The sequence below is a fragment of the Carboxylicivirga longa genome, assembly GCF_050589825.1.
In the GTDB taxonomy this organism is placed as follows: domain Bacteria; phylum Bacteroidota; class Bacteroidia; order Bacteroidales; family Marinilabiliaceae; genus Carboxylicivirga; species Carboxylicivirga longa.
Genome location: NZ_JBNGOZ010000006.1, coordinates 63,684 through 87,769, shown reverse-complemented (window position 1 = coordinate 87,769; position 24,086 = coordinate 63,684). Strand labels below are relative to the sequence as shown.

Genomic DNA, 24,086 nt, shown 5'->3' with positions numbered 1-24,086 from the left:
TTCTCAAAGGAAATGGGGCATCTGTTCAGGTGCCCCATTTCTATTAAAAACAAGGATCGCATCTTTATAAGCAATACGCTTTAAAGATGCGATCCTTGTTTATTTTTCATTAAGAAATGACGATCACATGCTTTGTAAGTAATGTGTCAATATAGATGCAATCCTATTATAGTTTTCTAAAAATTATAATACAAGCTTTTTAGCGAGGTTCGCACCCCAAAATACAGGTGTTGAGTATCCACCGCCTCTTTATCATTCTTGAGCTTACGAATGCGCGCGCCCGCCACTATATTAAACATGTTACGTGGGTTGATAAGGAAAGACACGTTTACATCGGCATTGTACACATTTGTTTTAAGGCCCTGCCCAATGGTATGACCATAGTCGTAGGGGCGCTGTGTGTTGGGCATGGTTACATCTTTACCCCAGCTAATGCCATCGCCTTTGTCTTTTCCATATTGAGTGGCCATCAGTTCAGCTTTAAAAAGCCAACGATTTTTGCGGTACTTAAAAATGGCTAAGCCTTCGCGGAAGTTAGCGCCAAGCACGTGTGCCATAGGTTGATTCAAGTGGCTGTATGAATAAATGCTTGTGTAGTGGGAGTAGGTGTAGGGGCGTACCTGATTATATTCGAGCTGTACATCTAATTTGTTTATGCCAAACAGGTTGAAGGTGCGGGCGCCCAGCTGAAAACCATGCTTATTGGCCCACCATTTATTACCGCTGAATACTTCATCAAACTTAAACTCACCCAATACAAACTGTCCGTATAGCGTAAGGTCTTTGGATAATATGTAACGGGCGTTAAGTCCCATGGTCACGTTATCGGGCGAGCCCAGGTTGTACTCCACGGGGCGGAAGAAGGTAACCGGGTTAAGGTAGTGTATGTCAAAGCCGCGATGCCCGCTTGTGTCCTGCTCGGCATATACCACATTGGCATAAAAACCCATGCTGAAACGTTTTGTGAAGTTCCAGTCCAGATACTGAAATACGCCATAGCGCCCATCGAAGCGGTAGTCCTGATTGGCTTTGTCCTGGTCGTATTCCAGCATCTTGTTCCACATAATCATGTACTTGATATTCCAAAAGTCGGCCGTGAATTTTATGTAAGGATAGGAAAAGGCGCCATCAGACAGGAGGAGTGATCGGTGTCCGTCGCCGATAAAATGTTTGCCGTTACCCAGCTGAAAATTGAAATATTTAGCAAAGTTAAAGCTGATGTATCCGGTGGCCTGTGCATAATCATGGCCATTGCTGCCAAAGTCTTTGCGTTGCCCCTGTCCGGGCATCATATTGCTTTCTTCGGCAAAGTGTCGGATGTAGTTGGGTGCCACGGCTTGGCTCTCAACAAAATCAGTGTAAAAATGCAGGTGCCTGCCAATGTTCCCCTTGATGAAAAGTCCGCGTGAGTTGGTCCAGGTAGTGATGCCCTCACTATTCTCGCGACCCGCTTCAAAGTTAAAAATGGGGTTGACAACAATGGTAACATCATCTTTATCCAGTTTCAGTAGGTCATCATGAAAGATGCGCTTCCAGAAGTTTAGTTTGCCCTGTGGTATGCGCAGTCCATTGTAAAGAACGGAGTCGGTGTTAACCAGTTTATTAAGCTGATCCATGCGATACTGACGTATGGCCGTATGAAAATTAGTGCCGGGCTGGTACACATATCTTTCGAACGGCGAGTAGTAAGGGTCTTCGTAATGACTATAGGATTGTCCCACTAAATAATGACCACCGAGGAGCAGGGCGATCATGGCGATATACTTTTTAAGCATGGATGATGATTCTTTTTTAACGAATATACAATTTACTCGCCTTTATTACGCTAAGGGCTCAGCAAAGTTTCGTAATCATAGGTGAATGGAGATTGGTATACCCGGTTTTTATAGAAGGATGATTCGTATCTGCCATCACTGCAAAAAAGTAGGCCTGCAGGAAATGACCGGGGATTGTATAAAAGAAAGGGCACAAAAAAAGAGCTAAAAGCCGCTTCATCTCTCGTTATCCTTTAGTGGCAAAACTTTCGCCAGGATCCTCGTAACCTTATTATAGCGAGGTGTCACAGCTTTTGGCTCCATAACTGAATTCGAAATCCCATCCCTGAGATAAACTCAAGATACTACTTGTTCAGAGCAGTGTCAAGCAAAAGTTCTAATATTTTATCGCTTTGGTGGTCGTTATGATTGGCTTTACGATAAGTTTTCTGGTTTAAGGAGCTGTTGTGCACCCTTATCGTAGTTTAGTCATTTATTTTTTAAGGTTTTTTGGATAGAAAATGAAGTATAGGATGCTAAATTTGTGAATTGTAATTCATTATTAACCGCATGCACAGCAAAACTCTTCTTACAATTATGAAGCGCTTTTCACATTATTTTTTTGGCTTGCTTGTCGCCCTTTTACTGTCGCTCGTTCTTGTGGCTGAACTGGCTGAGAACAAAGTAACACAGATGGCACTTATCCGTGTTAATGAGGCGATTGATGCACACATCACTGTGGGAGAAGTCGATTTTTCACTTGTTAAAAAGTTTCCCGACGCCATGGTGGAGCTAAGCCATGTAGCGATAAGTAATGATGAAGATACACTGGCGGTGGTAGACCGTGTATTTGTGTCGGCCGCCATGCTTCCGCTCATCAAGGGCGAGTTTAGTATTACACAGGTCGCTGTGGAAGGCGGCAATGCCTATTACATGGTAGACAGTGCCGGGCGCAGTAATTTTGATGTTTTCATGAGTGAGGAAATAGTCGAACCTGTGGCTGATACGAGTGAGACAGTCTTGAGCATGTCAATGGAAAATGTGGAGCTGAATAATCTTTTCTGCACTTATTGGGATGAGCAACAAGCCATGGGAGCCTGTTTGTATGTCGATAAGGGCATCATCAGCCTGTTGCTGGATGCAGAAAATACCAAGGCCGGCTTCACAGGGCGGGTAAGAGCCAATAACTGTCGTTATCCGCAAACCACGCTGCACCTGATGGAGGAAACCGTGGTGGAAGCTGATGTGCACTATGAAAATGGTTTGCTTAATCTGCACCATGTTCAGCTGCAGTCCGATGGTATTGCCATGTCGCTTCAGGGGAAGCTGAAGAGCGATAGTGCTTTGTGGGCCGATGTGCAGTTAGAGGCCGCTCAAATAGACATGGGCATCCTGCAAAAATATGTGCCCGGTGAAATGTTGCGGGAATATGGCCTGCAATCGCTAGGAGGCGTAGGTGCTTTGGTTCTCAATGTAAAAGGTTTGTATACAGATAGTGTCATGCCGCATATTGAGGCGCGATTTAAGCTAAAAGATGGACAACTGACAGCAGCCAAACTGCCCGTGCTGAACACTGTGCAGCTGACCGGCACCTATTCCAACGGCGATAAGCAGAATAACAGCACTACGCAGATTAAGATTGACACTTTGTATCTGGCATCAGGAAATAGCTCGCTTAGTGCAAGCGGGCAGTTAAGCAATCTGGATCATATCAGCTATGCGCTGCAGACCGAAGGTTTGCTTGACCTGAGTTTGGTAGCGCCGATGGTGCCCGACTCAATAGTCAATAATATGAGTGGGCAAGTGAGAATGCAGCTGGCTACTACTGGTGTAATGCCCGATAGCTTTGGTATTGACTTTGCCGATTATGTGCTGTCGCGCACTTACGCTCAATTGCAGCTCAATAATGTGTCCGTAATGACGGATTCTCTTGTAAACCTGTTGAAGCTGAATGGCGAGATAAGTTATCAGCCCCAAAGGTTGAAGGTCGATGATCTAAGGTTCAGCCTGCCTGACTATAAGTGGGAGCTGAAAAAGGCCGACTTACTTGTCAAATTCAGCGGTCAGCTGTGCAATATGAGCTCACTGGGACTGGATGTGGAAGGGCTGGATGTGCAAAGCAACAAAAGTAGTCTGAAGGGGCAGTTACACTTCAATAACCCCAATCACCCGTCTTATGACATTGATGCTGCTGCTACCATTGATCTGGCCGAGATGAAGCCTTTTGCGCCCGACTCACTTATCAGTGATATGAGTGGTGTTATTCATGCAGGACTGCGCTCGGCAGGTAGTCTACATCTTGATTCTCTTGCTGATGATTTGATGGAGCTTCTGTTTACGTCCAGTCGTATGACAGGCGATTTTGATGATGTGCATATTGACACCCACGATGAGCTGATGCAGCTGCATGGGCTGAGCGGCAACATTACTCTGGCCAATGACTCCATTGAAATTAATCAGGTAGAGGGCGAGCTGGCCGGCATGACCTTTGATGCTGATTCAAGTCTTATTCGTAATTTTTACAAGGCTTATTGGCTTAATCAGCCCGATACAGTGAAGGCGGATGTGTATTTTAATTTTGGTGATATTGACTATGTGGCACTGGCGCCGCTGGTGGCTGGCGAAACCGCTGTAGAAGAGGATACAGATGAACAGGAAGCAGTTGCTGTGCCCACCAATTATCGCTTCGCCGCCAAAGGAAAGGTAAGAGCCAAAAGTTTTTGGTACGACAATGCCTTATTGGAAAATATGAGTGCCCTGTTTAATGTGTCCGACAGTCTTTATGTATTGGATCAGGTGAAATTTGATGCTTTTAAGGGAACTATGAATAGCTCGGTGAAAGTAGAAATGCTGCCCAATGACGAGATGAAGATTAACCTGAAAAATACTACCCACGGACTGGATGTGAATCAACTATTGTATGACTTTGATGATTTTATGGATTATAGCGATGAAGTTTATATCAGTAATGAGCAGTTGAGTGGAATATTAAGTACTGATAGTTTACATGCACAAGTCATTTTTGTTGGCGATTCTCTTGATTTGAATCAATTCAAACTAACGGCAAAGATAAAACTTGAAGATGGTCGCATTAAAGATTATCCGATGACTTCAGAAATGGCGGATGACTATAATTTCCCTGAATTGAAAGATTTGCAGTTTAAAACATTGGATACAAAGATATTTACCCATGATGGAGCAGTCTATGTGCCATTGACTGACATAAAGACAAATGCCTTTGATATTGCTATTTTGGGCAGGCAAGAGTTTAATATGGATTGTCAATATCACTTAAGGTTTTACCTGAAGGAAATTTTGAGAAGGGGCAAAACAGACCGTATTGAAAAGAAGCAAGCATCTGAAGATACGAAACGAGGAGGAGGAGTGAAAGGCCTGGCATCGATGTTTGCTATTTATAAAGTGAAAGATGGTAAAACGGAGAAGAGTTTTCTTGAAGGTAAGGATTCTGATGCCAAGAAGAAGCTGAGAAGCCAGATTTACCTTAAGGAAGCAATGGCTAAACTGGAGTTTCACCCATTGATTGTGACCTATGAAACTGATGTGAACGACAAAAAATAATTGATGAAGTATTTTCGCAGATATATTGCTATAACTCTTTCCGCCTTTATTGCCTTGCTTGCAATATGGCAGGGCTATAAGTTTTATCAGTCGCAAGCAATTCTGAAGGACATAAAAAAAGAATTGTTATCGGATATTGTGCTTGGTAACCCTACGGCGAAAAATAATGTCATCGTGTTCTTTGACTATAATTGTACATATTGTCAGCAGTTTATAAAGGAAGTTTATCCCGAATTGCAAAGGGGTGTGTTTGAAAAATATGATTTAAAGATAACTTTGCGATTGGTTTGTCGTAGCACTGATGTAAAGGCAACGGCAGCCTACCAAACTGCTATTTGTTTATATCAGGCAGGAGGAGACTATATGAAGTTACATCAGTTGTTGATGCATGAACCGGCAATTATCTATTCTGATTATTTTACCCAAATACGTGAGGATTATATTCATAGCAATGAGTTGTTGGCGGAGTGCATTTTGAATAAAGAAAATGAGGATGTAAAACGCAATATTTTCCAGTTTCAACACTTAGAAACCAGGGGTACCCCAACTTTTATTGTTGGTAATAATGTGATTAAGGGTTTTAAAAACAAGCAGGTATTTGAAAGTATTGTAGCGTCTGAATTTAATTGATAATTTTAATAAAAAAATAGGAGTGTGATGAAGAAGAATATGAAACGAGTTGGATTTTTGTCGCTGGGTTTATTGCTAACAGCACTAGTTGCTTGCAGCGAAGACACGAAAGAATCGTGTGACAGATTTGATCGGGATGTGGCAAGCTGTTCTGCCGATGATATCACGGCTTGTTGCGATGACGGTGGCTCATGTTACTACGTTTATAAAGGAAAAGAATACAGCGATGTGAATGACTTGGCTGCGGTTTGTCAAAGTGGTAGTGCAATGCATATTGAGGATATTGCCCTTCAGTTGGATAATTTTACACTTCAGCTAATTGAAGAAGCCCGCACAGCAGCACTTTGTAACTAAAAAAGCATTTAATAAAAACACGGATCGCATCTTTATGTGCTTTATGCTCAACAGATGCGATCCATGTTTTTGCTAGTAGCTAACAGCTATAAGCTTTTTACTCCCAGAAACGGTACCAGGCACTGCGATTCAGACGGCGCAGTTTCTTATGCAAATCATCGTTGCGCAGGTTAATGGCAAGTATCACACCATTCTCATCTATCAGGTAACTGGCAGGCACACTGCGGATGCCATATTGCTTCCCCAGGGCATTGCGCCAGCCCTTTAAGTCGCTGAGGTGGTAGGGCCAGATCAGCCCGTCCTCGGCAATGGCCTGTTGCCATGCCTCCTTCTTTACATCCAGCGAAACACTGATGATGGTAAAGCCTTGCGCACTGCCAAAGGATTCATTTTTATATTGATGATAGGCCTCTACAAGATGCGGGTTTTCGCGGCGGCAAGGGGCGCACCACGAGGCCCAAAAATCGATTAACACCAGTTGTCCCCTGAAGTCCGATAGGCTTACGGTTTCACCGTTGAGGGCGATTTGCGTAAAATCCGGCGCTGTATCGCCTACTTCCAAATCCTGAGCATCGATTAGGGTGTTGATTCCAAATAGAATAAGTATAGCTAGTAAAGTTTCTTTCATATTTGCATGTTTTCGCCTACGAAGATAAATAATATGGAGAACATCCAATTGATGTTCTGTTGGTCAATCAGGCAAACACTTTTAACCATTTCATCCTCCTTTCTACTATGTGGTAGAGGTTGTCTCAAAAGGTGCTATGATTTCTTTACATCTTACGAATTATGATCATGAACCCTACACTTCTTCCCTTTTGCGCCTGAGAGTGAGGGGGCGTACGCCACCAAAAACGGTGGGGTGGGGATTGTCAAGGGGCTTAATAGATGCCGCCCCCTATAATGCAATCGTTGGTGTAAAGCACGATGGACTGTCCCGGGGTGATGGCCCACACTTCTTCATCAAACATTATGGATAGATATTGATCCGTGGGCTTAATTGTGCCCCAATAGCCGGGCACACTGTCCAGGCCGCGTATGCGGATAAAAATGCGCTGGTCTTTCCATAGTGATTGATCCTGTGTCAGATGGAAGTCAGTAAGCTTTACTTGTCGGCTGTTGAGGCGCTCTCGATCACCCGCTATGAGTTGTTTTTTATCGGCATTGATCGCAATTACGCATTTACCCTTGGCTATTCCTTCAATGCCACGCCGCTGACCAAGGGTATAAAAGGGGTAGCCCTCGTGATGGCCCAGCACTTGGTTGTTTTCGTCCACTACTTCACCGCTGCTCAGTGCCGGATGTCCTTCGCCCAGCAGGTCGCTAAGGTAATGGCGGTAGTCGGTGCCCGATAAAAAGCATACACCCATACTCTCTTTCTTGTCAGCTATCTCGTTATACCCTAATTTGCGGGCCAGCTCACGCACTTCTTCCTTATGAAGACCTCCCAAAGGAAACAAGGCTTTGCTAATGATCGCTTGCGATAAGTTCCACAGAAAATAAGACTGGTCTTTGGTTGGGTCAAGTCCTTTTTTGATGTAGTGCCGGCCGTTTAGCATGGCTTTTTGCACATAGTGACCGGTGGCAATATGCTGGCAATTAAGTTTATCGGCTTGTTCTAGCAGTAGCTTCCATTTGATGGTTTCGTTGCATTTGATGCAGGGGTTGGGCGTGCGTCCCTTCAGGTATTCATCGGCAAAATACTTAATCACCGTTGTTCTGAATTGCTCACGGCAGTCAATCAAGTGATGTTCTATCCCTCTTTCAGCGGCCAGATGTTGGGCGGCAAGTATGGCAGCATCCTGTTCATCGGTATGGGTCAGTAGGGTGCTGCCAATCACTTCATAACCTTGCTGTTGTAATATTACAGCCGACATGGAGCTGTCCATGCCACCGCTCATCCCCAGTAAAACCCGTTTTTTCACCATAGTTGAATTGCTTGGCGCGAAAATAGTAAATTTAGATGATGCAGAAAGGAGTGGGGTGAGTAAAAGCCATCAGCTAAAAGTTATCAGCTGATAGCTTTTAATTATTCTTCAATATTCTTTCTTACCTCATTCAGAAAGTTTTGCATGCCTTTGGCGTCTTTTTTGTCAATCAGCTTCAGCAGGTGTTTAAGCTGAAAGCGTATGTTCTCAACCTGTTGATAAGTAAAGGGATTGAACAGGATTTCGGTAAGCAAATGGTCTTCCTCGGACAGCAAGCCTTTGGCAATGTTCATGTGTTTTGTAAAGGTAGTACCCGGTGCTTTTTGGTGCTTCATGCAGGCCGCAAAAACAAGTGATGAGGAGAAGGGTATCGACAGCGAGTAAGCGATGGTCTCGTCGTGGGCATCAAAAGTATATTCATGAATATTAAGACCCAGTGAGGAATAGAAATCCTTGAAGAAGGCTTTGCCCAGATGGTCGCTCTGTGTGATGATGATGGCATGGTGCATGCTCAGATCTTTCAGGTTGGCAAAGGTGGGGCCAAACATGGGGTGGGTGGATACATAGCGCATGCCGCTCTTCTCGTAGAAATCCTGAAGACCTGTTTTAACCGAGGCAATATCAGATAGGATACAGTCTTTGGGTAAGTAGGGCAGTATCTCCTGAAACGAGGCCAGTGTATATTTTAGGCTCACCGCATTGATAAGCAGCTCAGGGGCGAACTCTGTTATCTCATCCAGCGTGGTGAGGCGTTGCGTATTAAACACATAGCGAAGCCGGGCTATGTCTTTGTCAAAAATAGCTACATCGTGCTGTAAGCAAAGGGCGTCGGTAAGCCAGGTACCCATTTTTCCGGCTCCCAAAATACATATTTTCATAATTGATCGTATCGAGTAGTGGGAAATGAGAAGAGAGAGGTGAGTCACTTTTTCTCTCACCTCCCGTCTCACACCTCTTATTTTTATTTCTTTGCTAATTCTTTATTCATCACCTGGTTTTGGCGATTGATTGATTCCTCGTGGATGTGCTCATACACCTTCACCACAAACTCAGGATTTAATCCCACCTCACCGGCTTGGCTGCGTCGGTTATTCATCACCTCGTCGTAACGGCGCGTTTGCAGGATGGTAATGTTATTTTCGTATTTGTATTTACCAATGGCTTCCGAAATTTTCATTCGCGAGCTAAGCATTTCAAGCAGCTGCTTATCCAGGTTATCGATCTTGTGACGCAGTTCATCCAGGGTAACGCGTGGAGTATCACCAATGGCCGAGCGGCGCAATACCAGCTTGCTGCATATCTCGCTTAGCTGCTCGGGTGTTACCTGCTGGCGGGCATCGCTCCAGGCTTTTTCCGGACAGATATGCGACTCAATCAGCAGGCCGTCGAAGTTAAGATCCATGGCTTCCTGCGACAGGCTGGCTATCATCTCACTCTTGCCGGTAATATGGCTGGGGTCGGTAATGATGGGAAGCTCAGGAATACGTCGGCGCAACTCAATTGGAATCTGCCACTCCGGATTATTGCGGTACTGACTTTTATCGTAGGTGCTGAAGCCGCGGTGAATGGCACCAATCATTTTTACGCCCGCGCGGTTGATGCGCTCGATGGCACCAATCCATAGTTCCAGGTCGGGGTTTACGGGGTTCTTCACCAGCACTGGCTTGTCAACACCTTGCAGAGCATCGGCCACTTCCTGCACGGCAAATGGGTTGGCCGTAGTACGGGCACCAATCCACAGCATGTCAACACCATATTTAAGTGCTTCGTACACGTGGTGGGCATTGGCTACTTCTACAGCTACAAACATGCCGGTTTCTTCTTTTACTTTTTTCAACCAGGGCAAGCCAACCGTGCCTACACCTTCGAAGGCGCCTGGTCGTGTTCGAGGCTTCCAAATACCGGCTCTGAATATTTTCACGCCCTGTGCCGCCAGCTGACGAGCCGTTTCCAGTGTTTGTTCTTCAGTTTCGGCGCTGCAAGGGCCGGCAATGATAATCGGACGTTTTAATTCCATGCCCGGCAGGGCAAGTGCTTGTAGATCTAATTTCTGTTCCATGTTTAATTCTTTTTTAATGTTTTTATGCGTTGTTTTGCTTCTTGTAAGGTTGATTCGTTGGTACACAGACTGATGCGTATATAGCGCTTGCCTTTGTCGCCAAAGATAAAGCCGGGTGTTATAAACACATCGCAGCCATAGAGTATTTCATCCGATAGCTCTGCACTGTCGGCATAATGTTCGGGTATACGTGCCCACACAAACATGCCGGTTTGGCTGGCATCGTAGTGGCAGTTTAACAGATCCATTATTTCCTGTACCAACACGCGACGTTTCCTATAGACCTTGTTTACATTGTTGTACCAGGTGTCATCCAGCTTAAGCGCTTGTGCGGCGGCCAGCTGCAGGGGTTTAAACATGCCCGAGTCCATATTGCTCTTCACCCTTAAAATATACTGGATAAAGGTTGGATTGGCAATGGCCATGCCCACGCGCCATCCGGCCATGTTGTGTGATTTACTCAGGGAGTTAAGCTCAATGGCTATATCACGGGCTCCTTCAACTGACATGATGCTTTGGGGTGTATCATTTAGGATAAAGCTGTAGGGATTGTCGTTGACAATCACAATATTGTGCTTCTTACCAAAAGCAATTACCTGCTCAAAGAAATCTTTACTGGCATTGGCTCCTGTGGGCATATTCGGGTAGTTGATCCACATCAGCTTTACCTTGCTTAAGTCTTTTTGCTCAAGGGCTTTCAGGTCGGGTAGCCAATGATTTGACTCCTCCAGATCGTAATGTATCATCTCGGCTTCTGTCAGCTTGCTCACAGCGGCGTAAGTGGGGTAACTGGGGTTGGGCACTAGCACGCCATCGCCCGGATTTACAAAGGCCATGGTGATGTGCATAATGCCTTCCTTGGAACCCATCAAGGGAAGCACCTCATTGGCAGCGTTAATGCTAACGCTGTAATATTTTTTGTACCAGTCGCTCATGGCTTCGCGCAGCTGGGGAATGCCCACATAGCTCTGGTAGCCATGGTTGTCCTCTGCAGCACTCTGTCTGTTTAGCTCGGCTAGTACGGCAGGAGCCGGTGGCAAGTCGGGGTTGCCAATACCCATGTTGATAATGTCTTTGCCTGACTGGCGCAGCTGCTCCAGTTCTTTGAGTTTAATGGAGAAGTAGTATTCTTCTACGGTGCCTATGCGATTGGCCGGCGATATGGTGGTTTGTGTTTGCATTTTTATTGTGCTTGTTCAATTTCTAAATGACCATTGTTGATGGGGTAGGATTGTCGTCCTGCTTCGTACTCGCCCAGCGACTTAAGCTTACTGGTAAGGGGCCTGATGGCATCGAGTGATTGCAGGTAACGTTTGTAGTCGTTAAAAGTGAGATCGACATAAAAAAGGTATTCCCATTCCTGACCCACGATGGGCAGCGACTGTATTTTAGTCAGGTTGATGTTATAAAAAGCGAGTATGGTTAAAATTTTAGAAAGGCTTCCTTCTTCGTGCGGCAGCGCAAATACCAGCGATGATTTATTGACTCTGTTCTGATCCAGCAGTTCATCTACCTCTGTTTTACCCCGGTCTGAGATTATTAAAAAGCGGGTGTAATTTCTCTTGTTGGTCTCTATGTTGTGCGCCAGGGTGTCAAGCTGATACATCTCAGCGGCCAGCTCTGAGGCAATGGCACCCACGCCAGGTTGTTGATTGTCGGCTATGCGTTTGGCACTTAAAGCAGTATCTTCTGATTCAATAAGTTTAATGTGCGGGTATTGCTTAAAGAAGGCTTCACACTGGGCAATGGCCATGGGGTGCGAATAAACTTCGTGAATATCGCTGATATGCTGTCCGGGTAGTGCCAGTAGCTGATGCTTAATGCGCAGCTTGTATTCACCAATAATTACCAGGTCACTATCTTTTAGCATGGTGTAGTTGGGTAGCAGGCTTCCTACCAGGGTGTTTTCAATGGCGATAATACCATAGCACTGGCGGTTGTTTTTTAGGGTCTCAAACAAATCGGGGAAAGTGAGGCAGGGGATTACCTCGATATCGTCCGCCTCAAAAAAGGCTTTGGCTGCAATTTCGTGGTTAGCGCCCGGCCATCCTTGTATAGCTATTTGTTTCTTAGTTTTTGTCATGCTTTTGAATTGTGGTCATAAAAAAACCCGCCTGTATGAGGCGGGTTTTAAAATATATTATGTCGTTTCGTTTATATCATAGGAAGCCCACCTCTTTAACTGTTGCTAAAAAAGAAATAATAATAGTTATAAAAGAAAATGTGAGCCATCATTGCTTTGTTTAATTGGCTACAAATGTAGAAATATATTTGCAAATGAAAAATTGTGAGCAAATATTTTCTGAAAAAAATAAATTGACGATAAAATGCAGGATGTAGTTATAGCTTGTAAGCATCGTGCTTTTGTCCGGTGATAAAATAGTAGTGCATTATTTTAGAAGTGGAGCCACAGGTATTTTATGGAGAGTCTTATTATCGGTATGTTGAGTACGGCGAAGCGGGTGATGAAGGTAGAAAGTACTGCCATACCCGGGGGTTGATTCCAGTGTGATGTGTCCCCCCAGCTGTTTGCTTAAATCATTGGCTATGGTAAGGCCCAATCCTGAGCCTGAAGCTTTTCGCATTTGGTTGTTGCTTACTTGCGAGAAACGCTTAAATACCTCCTCCTGCTGGTTGTGGGGGATGCCAATGCCTGTATCTTTAACAAAGATGATGAGTGTATTTTTCCGGCGAGAAGCACCCAGTGTAATACTGCCTTCATCGGTAAATTTAATAGCGTTAGTAAGCAGGTTAAAAATCACTTGCTTAAGCCTAACTATATCGGTATCCATTTCAAGCGTTTTTTCTATCTCCGCGAGTAAGTGGATGGTGAGACGTTTATTAAGTTTGCTTACCTCACTCTCAAATTGCTGATAGATACTTTCGAGGAAGTCCATAATCTTGATAGTGCTGTATTGCAGCTCAATATGACCTGATTCGATTTGTGAGAAAATAAGTATGTCGGAGATGAGTTTGAGTAGTTGATTGCCGTTGGACTGGATGATGTTGAGGTAACTTTTTCTTTCTGCGCTGGTGAGGCTGTCATCGTCCAATAACTCCGAGAAGCCGATGATGGCATTCATGGGTGTGCGTATCTCGTGCGACATATTGGCGAGAAAAGCCGATTTTAGATAATCTGACTGTTCTGCTTTCTCCTTGGCAGCCACCAGCTCTTCTTCGTGTTTCTTTTTATCGGTGATGTCTGATAGAATCTCTACAAAGCCAATGGGATTTTGGTCGGCATCATAGACCGGGTGGGTTTTATGAGTGAATATTTTACCCGATGTGTTACTGATGTGTTCCCTTACCTCAGTCCTGTTAGTTTTTAGGCAATTATCATATTGGCAGAAATTACAAGGGGTATTACGATTGAAATAGGCAGCATAGCATTTTTTACCCACCAGTTTTTCAAAGGGCACGTCATGGCTCTTTTTAAAGGCATCGTTGGCCCACACAAGGTTGTAGTCGTTGTCAATAAATATCACCTGCTCCTCCAGGCTGTTTAGAATCAATGCCTTTTCGTGCTCAATCTGCCGGATGGCTTTGGCCCGTTGTTTTCCAATTTTCTCGGCTTCGTGCAGACGGTTGGTGCGTTTCTTTACCAGATTACGCTGGAAGAAAAGGATGATGGACAAGATAATGGTCAACACCAACAAGGTGTAGAGTGAATTATAAATCCATTGTGGGCCCGTTTTTGCTTCTTTGCTCAGCCATTGGTTAATGGTGTTTTGGTAGAAGGCTGGATGCGTTGTTTTAAGGTGTAGCAGCGCCTGATCCAAATCGTTTAGCAGTGGTCTGGAGAGTGGGCCTCCGGCAATGTGAATATTTACGGGGTTAAAAATAATGGGTGTCGCTCTTAGTTGTTGATCAAGGTTTTGCTGATAACCAAATATTTTATTGACAGCCCCAGCATCTACTTCGTTGTTGCGCAACTTTTTAAATATGGTGTTTATGTTATCGCACCATACAATATTTGCCTTCACATTAAAATCCTTGAGTAAGAGGGTGAGTGCCCGTGCATGTATGTCACTCTTCTCCAGCGCCAGTACTTTGCCTTCCAGATCGGTGATGCTCTCGATGCTGACCGATTTAGTGCTGTATACGATGCCCCAGTTGGTGAAGATGGACTCGCTATTGAAATATACAGTCTTTTCGCGCTCTTTAGTCCTTGCCACGGTGGTAAGCAGGTCGACTTTACCATATTGTATGGCTTTTATTCCTTCGGCAAAACTCAAGGGCACATATTGCACCTTCCAGCGATTAATAGCGGCTACCTCGTTAATGATATCGATAAAAATTCCTTGTGCCTGCTTTGAAGAGTCTATGCTGCAGAGGGGTGGATTATTGTGGACACCCACTTTTATGGTTTGCCCCGGCATTGCCAGAGCTTGCCTGGTCAATACTAGGGCGAGTAAGGTTATTAGTATGCGTATTTTTCTCAGCATAATTAGGTAAACTATCACAAATATAGCATTTTACCTTATCTGGACGGGCTAAATCCAAACATTCTTATTTAAAGAGCCCTGGCTCGACCCATCCAGGTGAGTACTAGCCATGCGTTCTAATTTTCTTCTTTTTCCTTCAGTTCCAGCCAACGCATCTCCTTTTCTTCCAGCGACTCCATGATTTCTGATAATATCTTTGAATTTTTAACCAGCTCATCGGCTTCCAGGGTGCCTGAGTTGAGCGCATTCTGGAGTTCTTCTTTTTGGCTTTCCAGCTTTTCCAGATCAGCTTCAATTTGTTCCAGCTCGCGTTTTTCTTTATAGCTCAGTTTTTTAGTTGAGGATGATGGTTTGCTTTTGGGTGTTGCCTTTTCTTTTTTGACCGCTTTTACTTGCTGTTTTTCCTCAGTTTTCTTTTGCTTATTATAGTCCGAGTAGCTGCCCACAAAATCTTTAATGCGGCAGTTGCCTTCAAAGGCAAAAAGATGATCGGTTACCTTATCGAGGAAATAGCGATCGTGCGATACCACAATTACGCACCCCTTGAAGTTACTCAGATACTCTTCCAATACATTAAGGGTGAAGATATCCAGGTCGTTGGTGGGCTCATCCAGAATAAGGAAATTGGGATTCTTGATCAGCACGGTCATCAGCAGCAGGCGTTTTTTCTCTCCGCCACTCAGTTTATTTACTTGCACATAGTGCATTTCGTTGGGGAAGAGGAAGTAGCGCAGGAATTGGGCAGCCGACATGCGTTTGCCTTCGCCCAAGGCAATGTCATCGGCAATGTCAGAAATTACCTCTATCACCTTTTTATTATCATCAATGGTAATTCCCTCCTGTCGATAATAGCCAAACACCACTGTTTCGCCGATCTCTATCTCGCCGGCATCAGTTTGCAAGGCGCCGGTGAGTATATTCAGAAACGTAGATTTACCTGTTCCATTCTTTCCTACGATACCCACTTTTTCGTAGGGGGCAAACTTATAGGAGAAATCTTTGATAAGGGACACCTGATCGAAGCCTTTACTGACGTTGTGCAGGTTCACTACTTTTTTACCCAGGCGTGCCTGAGCAATGCCCAATTCAAGGTTTTGTTCATTCAGGTTTTGATGGGCCTTATCTTTCAGTTCATGAAAGGCATCGATGCGGTATTTGGCTTTGGTGGCGCGAGCCTGGGGCATGCGATTCATCCAGTCCTGCTCGGTTTTGAGCAGATTACGCGCTTTCTCCACCTCGGCCTTTTTATTGGCCAGACGCTCTTGCCTCTTTCGTAAGAAATAGGAGTAGTTGCCCTGATAGCGATAGATGGTTTCGTCGGCCAGTTCAATAATTTCGTTACACACCCGATCGAGAAAGTAGCGGTCGTGCGTCACCATTAGCAGCGTGGCTTTTGATTTGGAGAGGTACTGCTCCAGCCAGTCTACCATCTCAAGGTCCAGGTGGTTGGTGGGCTCATCGAGTATCAACAGGTCGGGTTCGCTGATTAATATGCTGGCGAGGGCAACTCTCTTCTGCTGGCCTCCCGAAAGTTCAGAAACAGGCTGATCGAAACGTGTTATTTTTAGCTGCGATAGAATTTGCTTAATGCGTTGCTCATAGTCCCATGCTTGCAGGGCATCCATTTTTTCAATGAGTGTGCCCAGTGCCGACTGATTGTTTTGTGCCAGTGCTTGCTCGTAGGCCTTAATGGTCTGTACGGCCTCGTTTTCTGCATTAAAAACCTCTTCAATTACTGTATGTGCCTTATTGAGGTATGGATCCTGAGGGAGATAGCCCAGGGTAATGCCTGAGCGAAGGGTGATACGTCCTTCGTTGGCCGGTATTTTACCGCCTAAAATATTTAGTAAGGTTGTTTTTCCCGCGCCATTGCGGGCAATCAAAGCCACTTTCTGTCCTTCGTTAAGGCCAAAGGAGATGTCGTTAAAAAGGCGTACGTCGCCCCAATGTTGCGTAAGGTTTTCGGCAGACAAGTAATTAATCATAAGCAAAAGTATCGGGCTGTATTACTCTTTTACAGCTATATTGGCTTCAAGTTAAACAGTAAACAATAGCATTGGTTTTCGACCTTGTGGGGTTGAAAGGCCACTGGTCGCAGCAGAAAAAAGGCGGAAATAAATCCGCCCTTCAACTATTGATCATCGTTGGTATAAAAATTTTTCACCGGGTTGGCGTACATCTCCAGCAGGCTGTTGTGCAGAAAACCCTTATCGCCATCGATGCGCGAAAGGTGCTCATCCAGATAAGCCAAAAATGTACTTTTGTCCTCGTCGGAATATTTGTTCTTGTGGCGTTGATCGTTGGAGATCAGATCGGCCGCAATGAAGTTGCCCGGGTGGAACTTGTAGTTTTTGTGTATTTGCTTGTCTATAAGTTCGGCAAGTCCCTGCAGCTGGTCATTCTTATTGCAATCTTTAAGCGTTTGAAGCTCACTATTTATGGGTGTTCCAAAACCAAAGTGAACGCGTCCCTTGCGGCCACGCAAACCGGCGCCCATGTGTTTCAGGTCATCCGCTTCCGACTTTTTATAATCCGGATTATCACGTTTCATCTGAAATTCCAGTGCTTTCAGGTAATCACAAGGATCATATTCATATGAAATGGATAGTGGAACGATGTTTATTTCGCTAAAGTTCTGAATGAAATCCCCATCACCACTGATGTTTAGCATCTTTAGCAGGCTTACCTGGGTGCGGTCATCCCCATCTTTGGAACGACCTTCGCGCTGGGCAATCCAAATGCTTTGCCCCCTTTGGGTAAGCGTTTGGCGTATGTAGGCCGAAAGGCGCTTTGTACTCTCCATCATCTGGCGCACAGGCAGGTTGCGCTGCACAATAAAAGATTTGTTGAGTTTTACCAAATCGGTAATCCACGGATAGATCAGCAGGTTGTCGCCAATGGCTATCTCCGTGGTGTTAAAATCATTCTCCACCATCAGTATGTTCAGTATGGCCGAGTCGAGCACAATGTCGCGGTGGTTCGAAATGAACAGGTAGTGACCATTGGGATCCAGTTTATCGAGTCCCGAGTGGGTAATACCTTTGGTGGTGGTTCGTAATACTTCTTTCACATACGGATAAATAATTTCCGTTTGAAATTCTTGTATCGATTTAATGCTAAGTAGCTTGTTCAGGAAGTTTTCGGTAGAAAAGTTCGGGTAGAGAAAGTTGATCAGCCCTAAAAAGTCGGCCTCATTTATCAAGCGCTCAAATACCTCATGAATCTCTTCGTCTTTGTATGGACGAATCGAATCAAAGTCTAATTCTTTAACCATTTCTATATTGTAATGTTTGTGCACAAAATTACAGCAAAGAATCGTGTTTATGAAATTAATTATTGGCGAAGTAGGTTTATTTACTGGATGAATTCCAGTATTTGGAATAACTTCCTTCGTGTGGAGTTGGTTAGGGCTCAAATTTTTCCTAATCCCTAATAATCAATAAAATAGAAAATGTGGCACATTGCTTGTTTCGATTAAAAGCAAAACACCCAAAGCTATGATACGAGTTAAAGTTTTTAAAAATACCACGTTAATGTCATTCGAACGAAAGGAGTCACTGGATCTTACTACATCGTATGATTTAAAAAATCAGATGATGGCGATTTTAAAGAAACCGTTCTCAAATTTGTTTATTGATCTGGAAAAAGTGGAGCAGGTGGATGCCGAAGGGCTTAACACCTTAATAGCGGGCCAGCGTTTGTCGGAGATGAACCAAAGCCAGCTGAGCTTATTTAACGTGAAGGAGGATGTGCTTCAGGCAATGAAGCAGTACGGACTCGATTCCTATTTTTTCTTTTGTGACCGTCCAAAGCCCTTTTCTGATGACCTGTTAATGGTTTAATTGGTTAAGGATACCAGGAGGCTTAGTCCTCCTGGTTTAATAATTCCCAATATTCCATGGCCCGGCGTGTGTGCGGAATCACAATGGTGCCTCCCACCAGATTGGCTACGGAAAAAATTTCCATCATTTCATCGGTAGAAATGCCTTGCTCGTGGCATTTTTCCAGGTGGTACTTAATGCAATCATCGCAGCGCAGTACCATTGAGCTAACCAGGCCAAGCATTTCTTTAACACGTGTTGAAAGGGCACCCTCCATGTAGGTGTTGGTGTCCAGGTTAAAAATGCGTTTCATCACCTTGTTATCGGCATTCAGAATCTTTTCATTCATCTGTGCACGATAGTCGCGAAATTCCTTCACTTTTTCATTCATGATCTTAAAGGCTTATAGCTATTGGCTAAGAGCCAATAGCCGGGTGGTTTTATATTATGAACATGCTTCACCTTTTAGAGTGGCTTGCGTGGCTTCTTTTATGATTACTTTAACCAGGTCGCCGGTCTGGTAGTTCATTTTCGGAAAAACCACTACCTTGTTTTGAGAGGTGCGCCCATAAAGTTCATCCTTTGATTTTTTTGAAGTACCCTCTACCAATACCTCATAAATCTGACCAATATCACGTTGGTTACTCTCAAACGAGAGTTTGTTTTGCAGTTCAATAATTTCCTGTAGGCGACGTCCTTTCACTTCTTCGGGTACATCATCCTTAAGTTTTTCGGCTGCGTAGGTGCCGGGGCGCTCCGAGTATTTAAACATAAAGGCCGAGTCGTATCCCGCCCACTTCATCAGGCTTAAGGTCTCCTTGTGGTCGACCTCTGTCTCGCTGTGGAAGCCGCAGAATACATCGGTTGATAAGCCGCAGCCTGGTAATATACGGCGGATGGCTTCGATGCGTCCCATGTACCATTCGCGGTCGTACTTGCGGTTCATCAACTTTAATATACGGGAGCTGCCCGATTGCAGTGGCAAGTGTATATATTTACATATATTATCATGCTTTGCCATCACCTTCAGGGTGTCGTCGCACATGTCTTTGGGATGCGAGGTGGTAAAGCGAATGCGCAGTTGGGGGAAGTTTTCGGCAACAAACTGCAAGAGGCCGGGGAAGGTCATGGTTATACCGTCAGCAGCCTCATAACAATACGAGTTCACATTCTGTCCCAGCAAAGTTACCTCTTTAAAGCCCTTGTCGCACAAGTCCTGTATTTCTTTTTTGATGCTTTCAGGCTGTCGGCTGCGCTCGCGACCTCGTGTATAAGGTACAATGCAATAGGAGCAAAAGTTGTTACAACCCCGCATAATGGAAACAAAACCCGATATTTTATTTTTACTCAGGCGCGAGGGAATCACGTCGGCATAGGTTTCGCTGCTTGATAATTCCACATTAATGGCCTTGTCGCCGCGCTCGGCCATGCCAATCAGGTTAGGTAAGTCCATATAAGCATCGGGTCCTACCACGATGTTAGCGCCTTGTTCAAATAATTTTTCTTTTACCCGCTCGGCCATGCAACCAATGATACCAATTATAAGGTTGGGCTGTTGCTTGCGCATGGCCGTAAGCTGTTGCAGTCGTCCCAATACGCGTTGCTCTGCGTTGTCGCGTATGGAGCAGGTGTTGATAAAGATGGCGTCGGCATTATTGATATCGTAAGTAACGCCGTATCCGTCCATTTCCATTACCGATGCCACTACTTCACTATCCGCTACATTCATCTGGCATCCGTAGGTTTCAATAAAAAGTTTTTTGCCACTTTTTGCGCCAACTAAAGGCTTCACATCACTAAACTGCATCATTGCGTTCGGAATAAATTATTTGTATTGATTGTCATTTTTTTAGGCGCTGCAAAGTTAATGCTTGTGGGCTTACTGGCAAGTATAATGGTACTTAATTACACGGTGCCGCGCCGTATCTTCCAAATATTGGAAATTGGTCTTGGGGTTTCATTATTAGTGTGTTCTAAAGTTATTTTATAACTTTAGAACACAGGTTAAACTTTAATCGCCATACCCATGAAAGAAATACTTGTACCCGTTGATTTCTCGGAAGAGTCAATGATTGCGCTGGAATATGCCATAGCGCTGGCCAATCATTTAAAGGCAAACGTGCGGATAATACATGTGAAAACCGACGCACTTATTGTGCCTTTTTTTTCGAAGGATAAGGCTGACGATCGCCTTAGTCAGGATGTGCAAGCATGGTGCGAAACCCTTTATGATCGATACATCAAACAATATAATGTGCATTGCGGGGTGTTTGATTATAAGATAAGGGAGGGTGTTGTGGTGAAAGAAATAAGTAATCAAGCGCGTTATGGCGACTCCACCATAATGGTATTGGGTGCGCATAAAGTTGAAAGCAATGGTCCAAAATGGCTGGGTAGTCCCGCTTATCGTCTTGTGGCTCATTCGCCCTGTCCGGTGATTGTGCTGAATAGGGGCATGGCACTCCATTACGAAATTAAGAATATTGCCCTGCCGGTAGACTATAGTGTGGCCAGCAGAAAAAAGGTGCCCGCCATTGCGGGGTTGGCCAAGTTATTTAAGGCCAAGGTACATGTGGTGGGATTGCTTTCCTCGGATCTGCCCTGGATGAATGCACAGATGCGGGCTTATGTGAAGTTGGTAAGTGACTTTTTAATGACCAAGGCAGGTGTGGAGGTGGTGCAGGAGCAATTGACCGGCCGTGAATATGCTGCAAATCTGATGCATTATGCCGATACGCATAACATTGATTTATTAACAGCTCATGTTCATCATACCAACAATCCTTTTGTTCGTTTGTATCAGTCATTCACCAATGAGTTAATTAATCACTCAGTAAAACCTGTCTTAATCATTCCTACTAAAGATTGATACGAATGATTATCTTTGTGGCGCAGTTCCACTTGAAAAAGGATGCTGTTTGGTGTTTATTTGCCAGAATATTAAGAGATAGTAAATGAAGAAAGCAATTGTATTTTTACTCCTGTTATGTCCGCTACTTGTTATCGCTCAAGAGGATAGGAGTTTGAGTGGAAGTCTTCAGCAAAGCGTTGAGGGGCAGGGGGCAATTACCATTTATGATATGAATGGGGTGGAAGAGCTGCTGACCATTCAGAAAGAGGTGAATCAGCGCATGGATGGCGTGGATGGTTTTCGCATACAACTATTTTCTGGTTTGGGGCCAACGGGAAAGCGAAATGCCTTGCGGGTAAAAAGTAAGTTTTTGAGTAGGTTTCCTGATTATGACGTTGATGTGTCTTTTACATCGCCCAATTGGCGGGTGCGTGTGGGTAATTATCGACACAGGCACGAAGCACTACCGCTATTGAATGATTTGCGTGAGCTGTTTCCAAACTGTTATATAGTGAAGGATGGCAGTGTTGATATGAATAAATTATAAACAGATAAGTGATGTGCAAAGCCGGAATTATTCCGGCTTTTTCTTTTTATGACGTCGGGTTGGGCGAATTAAAAAAATAGAAATAAATTTGCGCTTTATTTTTTTAGACGGAAAAATCATGAGTGATCAGATTAAGCATGAATGTGGGATTGTTCTTATCCGACTGCTAAAACCATTGGAGTACTATCAGAAGAAGTACGGGACTTGGCGCTATGGCCTGAATAAATTGTACCTGCTGATGGAAAAGCAGCATAATCGCGGACAAGATGGTGCCGGGGCTGTTAACCTAAAGATTGATCAGCCGGCCGGTCAGAAGTATTTTTCACGCCATCGGTCCAATCGGGCAAATCCTATAAAGGATGTGTTTGAGAAGATCAATGAACCTTTTATCAAGCAGCAGGAGAAGGATCCCGACTTGCTGAATGATGCTACTTATGCTAAAGAGCACCTGCCCTTTGCCGGAGAGTTGTACCTGGGGCATTTGCGCTATGGTACCTTTGGTAACCACAGTATCGATTATGTGCATCCTGTAATGCGAGAAAATAACTGGCGCTCACGTAACCTAACGCTGGCCGGTAATTTTAATCTGACCAATGTAGATGAGATATTTCAGTCGTTGACCGAACTGGGGCAGCACCCTAAGGATTATACCGATACAGTAACGATTCTTGAGAATGTGGGACATTTCCTGGATGAGGAGAATCAGCTGCTGTTCAGAAAGTATAAGAATGAAGGTCGCTCTAACCTTGAGATTTCCCGTTGTATCGAAGAGGAGTTGAATCTTCGTGAGATACTGGAGCGTTCGAGCCGACGCTGGGATGGTGGTTATGCCATTGCCGGTGTGGTAGGGCATGGCGATGCCTTTGTAACCCGCGACCCTTGGGGTATTCGTCCTGCATGCTATTATGCCGATGACGAAATAGTGGTGGTGGCCTCGGAGCGTCCTGTGATACAAACGGCCATGAATGTGCGTGCCCAGCAGGTGAAAGAGCTGAAGCCCGGACATGCTTTAATCATTAAGAAGAATGGTAACGTAACAGAAGAGCTGGTGCGGGTGCCCCAAACACGTCGCTCGTGTTCCTTCGAGCGTATCTATTTCTCACGCGGCAGCGACCGTAAGATCTATGAAGAGCGTAAGCAATTGGGGCGTTTGTTGTCCAAGAGTATCCTGGAGAAAGTCGATTACGATATTGATAATACTGTTTTCTCCTATATACCCAATACGGCCGAAACGGCTTTTTACGGCATGATGGATGGAGTGCGTAGGGAGATGGATGAGGTGAAGAAACGCCAAATATTGGATTTGGGTACCGAAATAAGCGCCGAGAAGCTGGATGCCATCTTAAGCCGTGAACCGCGTGTTGAGAAGATTGCCATTAAGGATGTGAAGATGCGTACTTTTATTGCTGACGATGATAGTCGTGATGATATGGTGGCGCACGTGTATGATGTTACTTATGGGATAGTGAAAAACCAGGTGGATACGCTCGTTATCATTGATGATTCTATTGTGCGGGGTACTACCCTGAAGCGCAGTATTCTGCGTATTCTGGATCGTTTGCATCCCAAAAAGATTATTGTGGTTTCATCGGCGCCGCAAATTCGCTATCCCGATTGCTACGGCATCGATATGGCAAGGCTGAAAGATTTTTGTGCTTTCTCGGCGGCCATTGAGCTGTTGAATGAGTCGGGACAGACGGATCTGATCGATGAGGTATATAAAAAGTGTAAGGAGCAGCAATTTTTGCCCAAGGAGGAGATTGTTAACCATGTAAAAGACATTTACCGTCCCTTCACCGACGAGCAAATATCAGCAAAGATTGCAGAGATGCTGCGTCCTGAGGATATCGAAGCCGAAGTGGAGATTGTATATCAATCGGTGGAGAACCTGCATGTAGCCTGCCCCGATGATAATGGCGACTGGTACTTTACCGGCGATTATCCAACACCGGGTGGTAACAAGGTGGTTAATACTTCCTTTATCAATTTTGTAGAGGGAAATACCGGCAGAGCTTATTAAATATTCTACTTGTATAGTTTGCAAGTTTAGCGCATAACTTTTAGACCCGCTATGGTGAACAAATTACACCTTAGCGGGTTTTTACTTATAAGAAACAT

Annotated in this window: 19 protein-coding genes; 7 read left to right on the top strand and 12 right to left on the bottom strand. The window is 44.5% G+C overall.

Going from position 1 to position 24,086, the window contains the following annotated elements; all coding sequences use genetic code 11:
• Positions 1-176 precede the first annotated feature (176 nt).
• Positions 177-1,775: a hypothetical protein gene (locus ACRD7A_RS07010; protein ID WP_430810423.1), complete on the bottom strand. Its 1,599-nt coding sequence runs from the start codon at positions 1,773-1,775 to the stop codon at positions 177-179.
• Between the two features lie 576 nt (positions 1,776-2,351).
• On the opposite strand from ACRD7A_RS07010, the gene ACRD7A_RS07005 reads away from it, so the two are divergent.
• From ACRD7A_RS07005 to ACRD7A_RS06995, 3 genes are read left to right on the top strand one after another with little or no spacing between them, the layout of a single operon-like run.
• Positions 2,352-5,333, top strand: a complete 2,982-nt coding sequence (locus ACRD7A_RS07005) for an AsmA family protein (RefSeq protein ID WP_430810422.1) — start codon at positions 2,352-2,354, stop codon at positions 5,331-5,333.
• Between the two features lie 3 nt (positions 5,334-5,336).
• Positions 5,337-5,963 carry a thioredoxin domain-containing protein gene (locus tag ACRD7A_RS07000; RefSeq protein ID WP_430810421.1) on the top strand — a complete coding sequence of 209 codons (627 nt, stop codon included), beginning with the start codon at positions 5,337-5,339 and terminating at the stop codon, positions 5,961-5,963.
• Positions 5,964-5,990: 27 nt separating this feature from the next.
• Positions 5,991-6,317 (top strand): hypothetical protein, encoded by a 327-nt coding sequence (locus tag ACRD7A_RS06995; protein ID WP_430810420.1) that lies wholly within the window; start codon positions 5,991-5,993, stop codon positions 6,315-6,317.
• Positions 6,318-6,414: 97 nt separating this feature from the next.
• On the opposite strand, the gene ACRD7A_RS06990 is transcribed toward ACRD7A_RS06995, so the two are convergent.
• The 9 genes from ACRD7A_RS06990 to ACRD7A_RS06950 all read right to left on the bottom strand — a co-directional run bounded on the left by ACRD7A_RS06990 (position 6,415) and on the right by ACRD7A_RS06950 (position 18,023).
• The gene (locus tag ACRD7A_RS06990; RefSeq protein ID WP_430810419.1) at positions 6,415-6,945 is read right to left on the bottom strand and encodes a peroxiredoxin family protein; all 531 of its coding nucleotides are present in this window, start codon (positions 6,943-6,945) and stop codon (positions 6,415-6,417) included.
• 253 nt (positions 6,946-7,198) lie between these two features.
• On the bottom strand, positions 7,199-8,245 hold the full coding sequence (gene mnmA / locus ACRD7A_RS06985) for a tRNA 2-thiouridine(34) synthase MnmA (RefSeq protein WP_430810418.1): 1,047 nt from the start codon (positions 8,243-8,245) through the stop codon (positions 7,199-7,201).
• Between the two features lie 101 nt (positions 8,246-8,346).
• Positions 8,347-9,123 carry a prephenate dehydrogenase/arogenate dehydrogenase family protein gene (locus ACRD7A_RS06980; protein WP_430810417.1) on the bottom strand — a complete coding sequence of 259 codons (777 nt, stop codon included), beginning with the start codon at positions 9,121-9,123 and terminating at the stop codon, positions 8,347-8,349.
• Positions 9,124-9,206: 83 nt separating this feature from the next.
• The gene (locus tag ACRD7A_RS06975; RefSeq protein ID WP_430810416.1) at positions 9,207-10,304 is read right to left on the bottom strand and encodes a chorismate mutase; all 1,098 of its coding nucleotides are present in this window, start codon (positions 10,302-10,304) and stop codon (positions 9,207-9,209) included.
• Positions 10,305-10,306: 2 nt separating this feature from the next.
• The gene (locus tag ACRD7A_RS06970) at positions 10,307-11,485 is read right to left on the bottom strand and encodes a pyridoxal phosphate-dependent aminotransferase (RefSeq protein ID WP_430810415.1); all 1,179 of its coding nucleotides are present in this window, start codon (positions 11,483-11,485) and stop codon (positions 10,307-10,309) included.
• A 2-nt stretch (positions 11,486-11,487) separates the two neighbouring features.
• Positions 11,488-12,387 carry a prephenate dehydratase gene (locus tag ACRD7A_RS06965; RefSeq protein WP_430810414.1) on the bottom strand — a complete coding sequence of 300 codons (900 nt, stop codon included), beginning with the start codon at positions 12,385-12,387 and terminating at the stop codon, positions 11,488-11,490.
• Positions 12,388-12,694: 307 nt separating this feature from the next.
• Positions 12,695-14,767 (bottom strand): ATP-binding protein, encoded by a 2,073-nt coding sequence (locus tag ACRD7A_RS06960; protein ID WP_430810413.1) that lies wholly within the window; start codon positions 14,765-14,767, stop codon positions 12,695-12,697.
• Between the two features lie 98 nt (positions 14,768-14,865).
• The gene (locus ACRD7A_RS06955; RefSeq protein WP_430810412.1) at positions 14,866-16,734 is read right to left on the bottom strand and encodes an ABC-F family ATP-binding cassette domain-containing protein; all 1,869 of its coding nucleotides are present in this window, start codon (positions 16,732-16,734) and stop codon (positions 14,866-14,868) included.
• 146 nt (positions 16,735-16,880) lie between these two features.
• Positions 16,881-18,023 carry a 1-acyl-sn-glycerol-3-phosphate acyltransferase gene (locus ACRD7A_RS06950; RefSeq protein ID WP_430810411.1) on the bottom strand — a complete coding sequence of 381 codons (1,143 nt, stop codon included), beginning with the start codon at positions 18,021-18,023 and terminating at the stop codon, positions 16,881-16,883.
• Positions 18,024-18,246: 223 nt separating this feature from the next.
• Here ACRD7A_RS06950 and ACRD7A_RS06945 point away from each other — a divergent pair, with 223 nt between their 5' ends.
• Entirely contained in the window at positions 18,247-18,591 is a 345-nt protein-coding gene (locus ACRD7A_RS06945) for an STAS domain-containing protein (protein ID WP_430817936.1), read from the top strand.
• A 22-nt stretch (positions 18,592-18,613) separates the two neighbouring features.
• On the opposite strand, the gene ACRD7A_RS06940 is transcribed toward ACRD7A_RS06945, so the two are convergent.
• Entirely contained in the window at positions 18,614-18,961 is a 348-nt protein-coding gene (locus ACRD7A_RS06940) for a carboxymuconolactone decarboxylase family protein (RefSeq protein WP_430810409.1), read from the bottom strand.
• Positions 18,962-19,015: 54 nt separating this feature from the next.
• Positions 19,016-20,380, bottom strand: a complete 1,365-nt coding sequence (gene miaB, locus ACRD7A_RS06935; RefSeq protein WP_430810408.1) for a tRNA (N6-isopentenyl adenosine(37)-C2)-methylthiotransferase MiaB — start codon at positions 20,378-20,380, stop codon at positions 19,016-19,018.
• Between the two features lie 216 nt (positions 20,381-20,596).
• On the opposite strand from miaB, the gene ACRD7A_RS06930 reads away from it, so the two are divergent.
• The 3 genes from ACRD7A_RS06930 to ACRD7A_RS06920 all read left to right on the top strand — a co-directional run bounded on the left by ACRD7A_RS06930 (position 20,597) and on the right by ACRD7A_RS06920 (position 23,988).
• The gene (locus ACRD7A_RS06930) at positions 20,597-21,439 is read left to right on the top strand and encodes a universal stress protein (protein WP_430810407.1); all 843 of its coding nucleotides are present in this window, start codon (positions 20,597-20,599) and stop codon (positions 21,437-21,439) included.
• An 85-nt stretch (positions 21,440-21,524) separates the two neighbouring features.
• A complete protein-coding gene (locus ACRD7A_RS06925; RefSeq protein ID WP_430810406.1) occupies positions 21,525-21,968 on the top strand; it encodes an SPOR domain-containing protein in 444 nt (147 codons plus the stop codon).
• Positions 21,969-22,086: 118 nt separating this feature from the next.
• Positions 22,087-23,988, top strand: coding sequence for an amidophosphoribosyltransferase (locus ACRD7A_RS06920; RefSeq protein ID WP_430810405.1), 1,902 nt, complete (start codon positions 22,087-22,089; stop codon positions 23,986-23,988).
• Positions 23,989-24,086 lie beyond the last annotated feature (98 nt).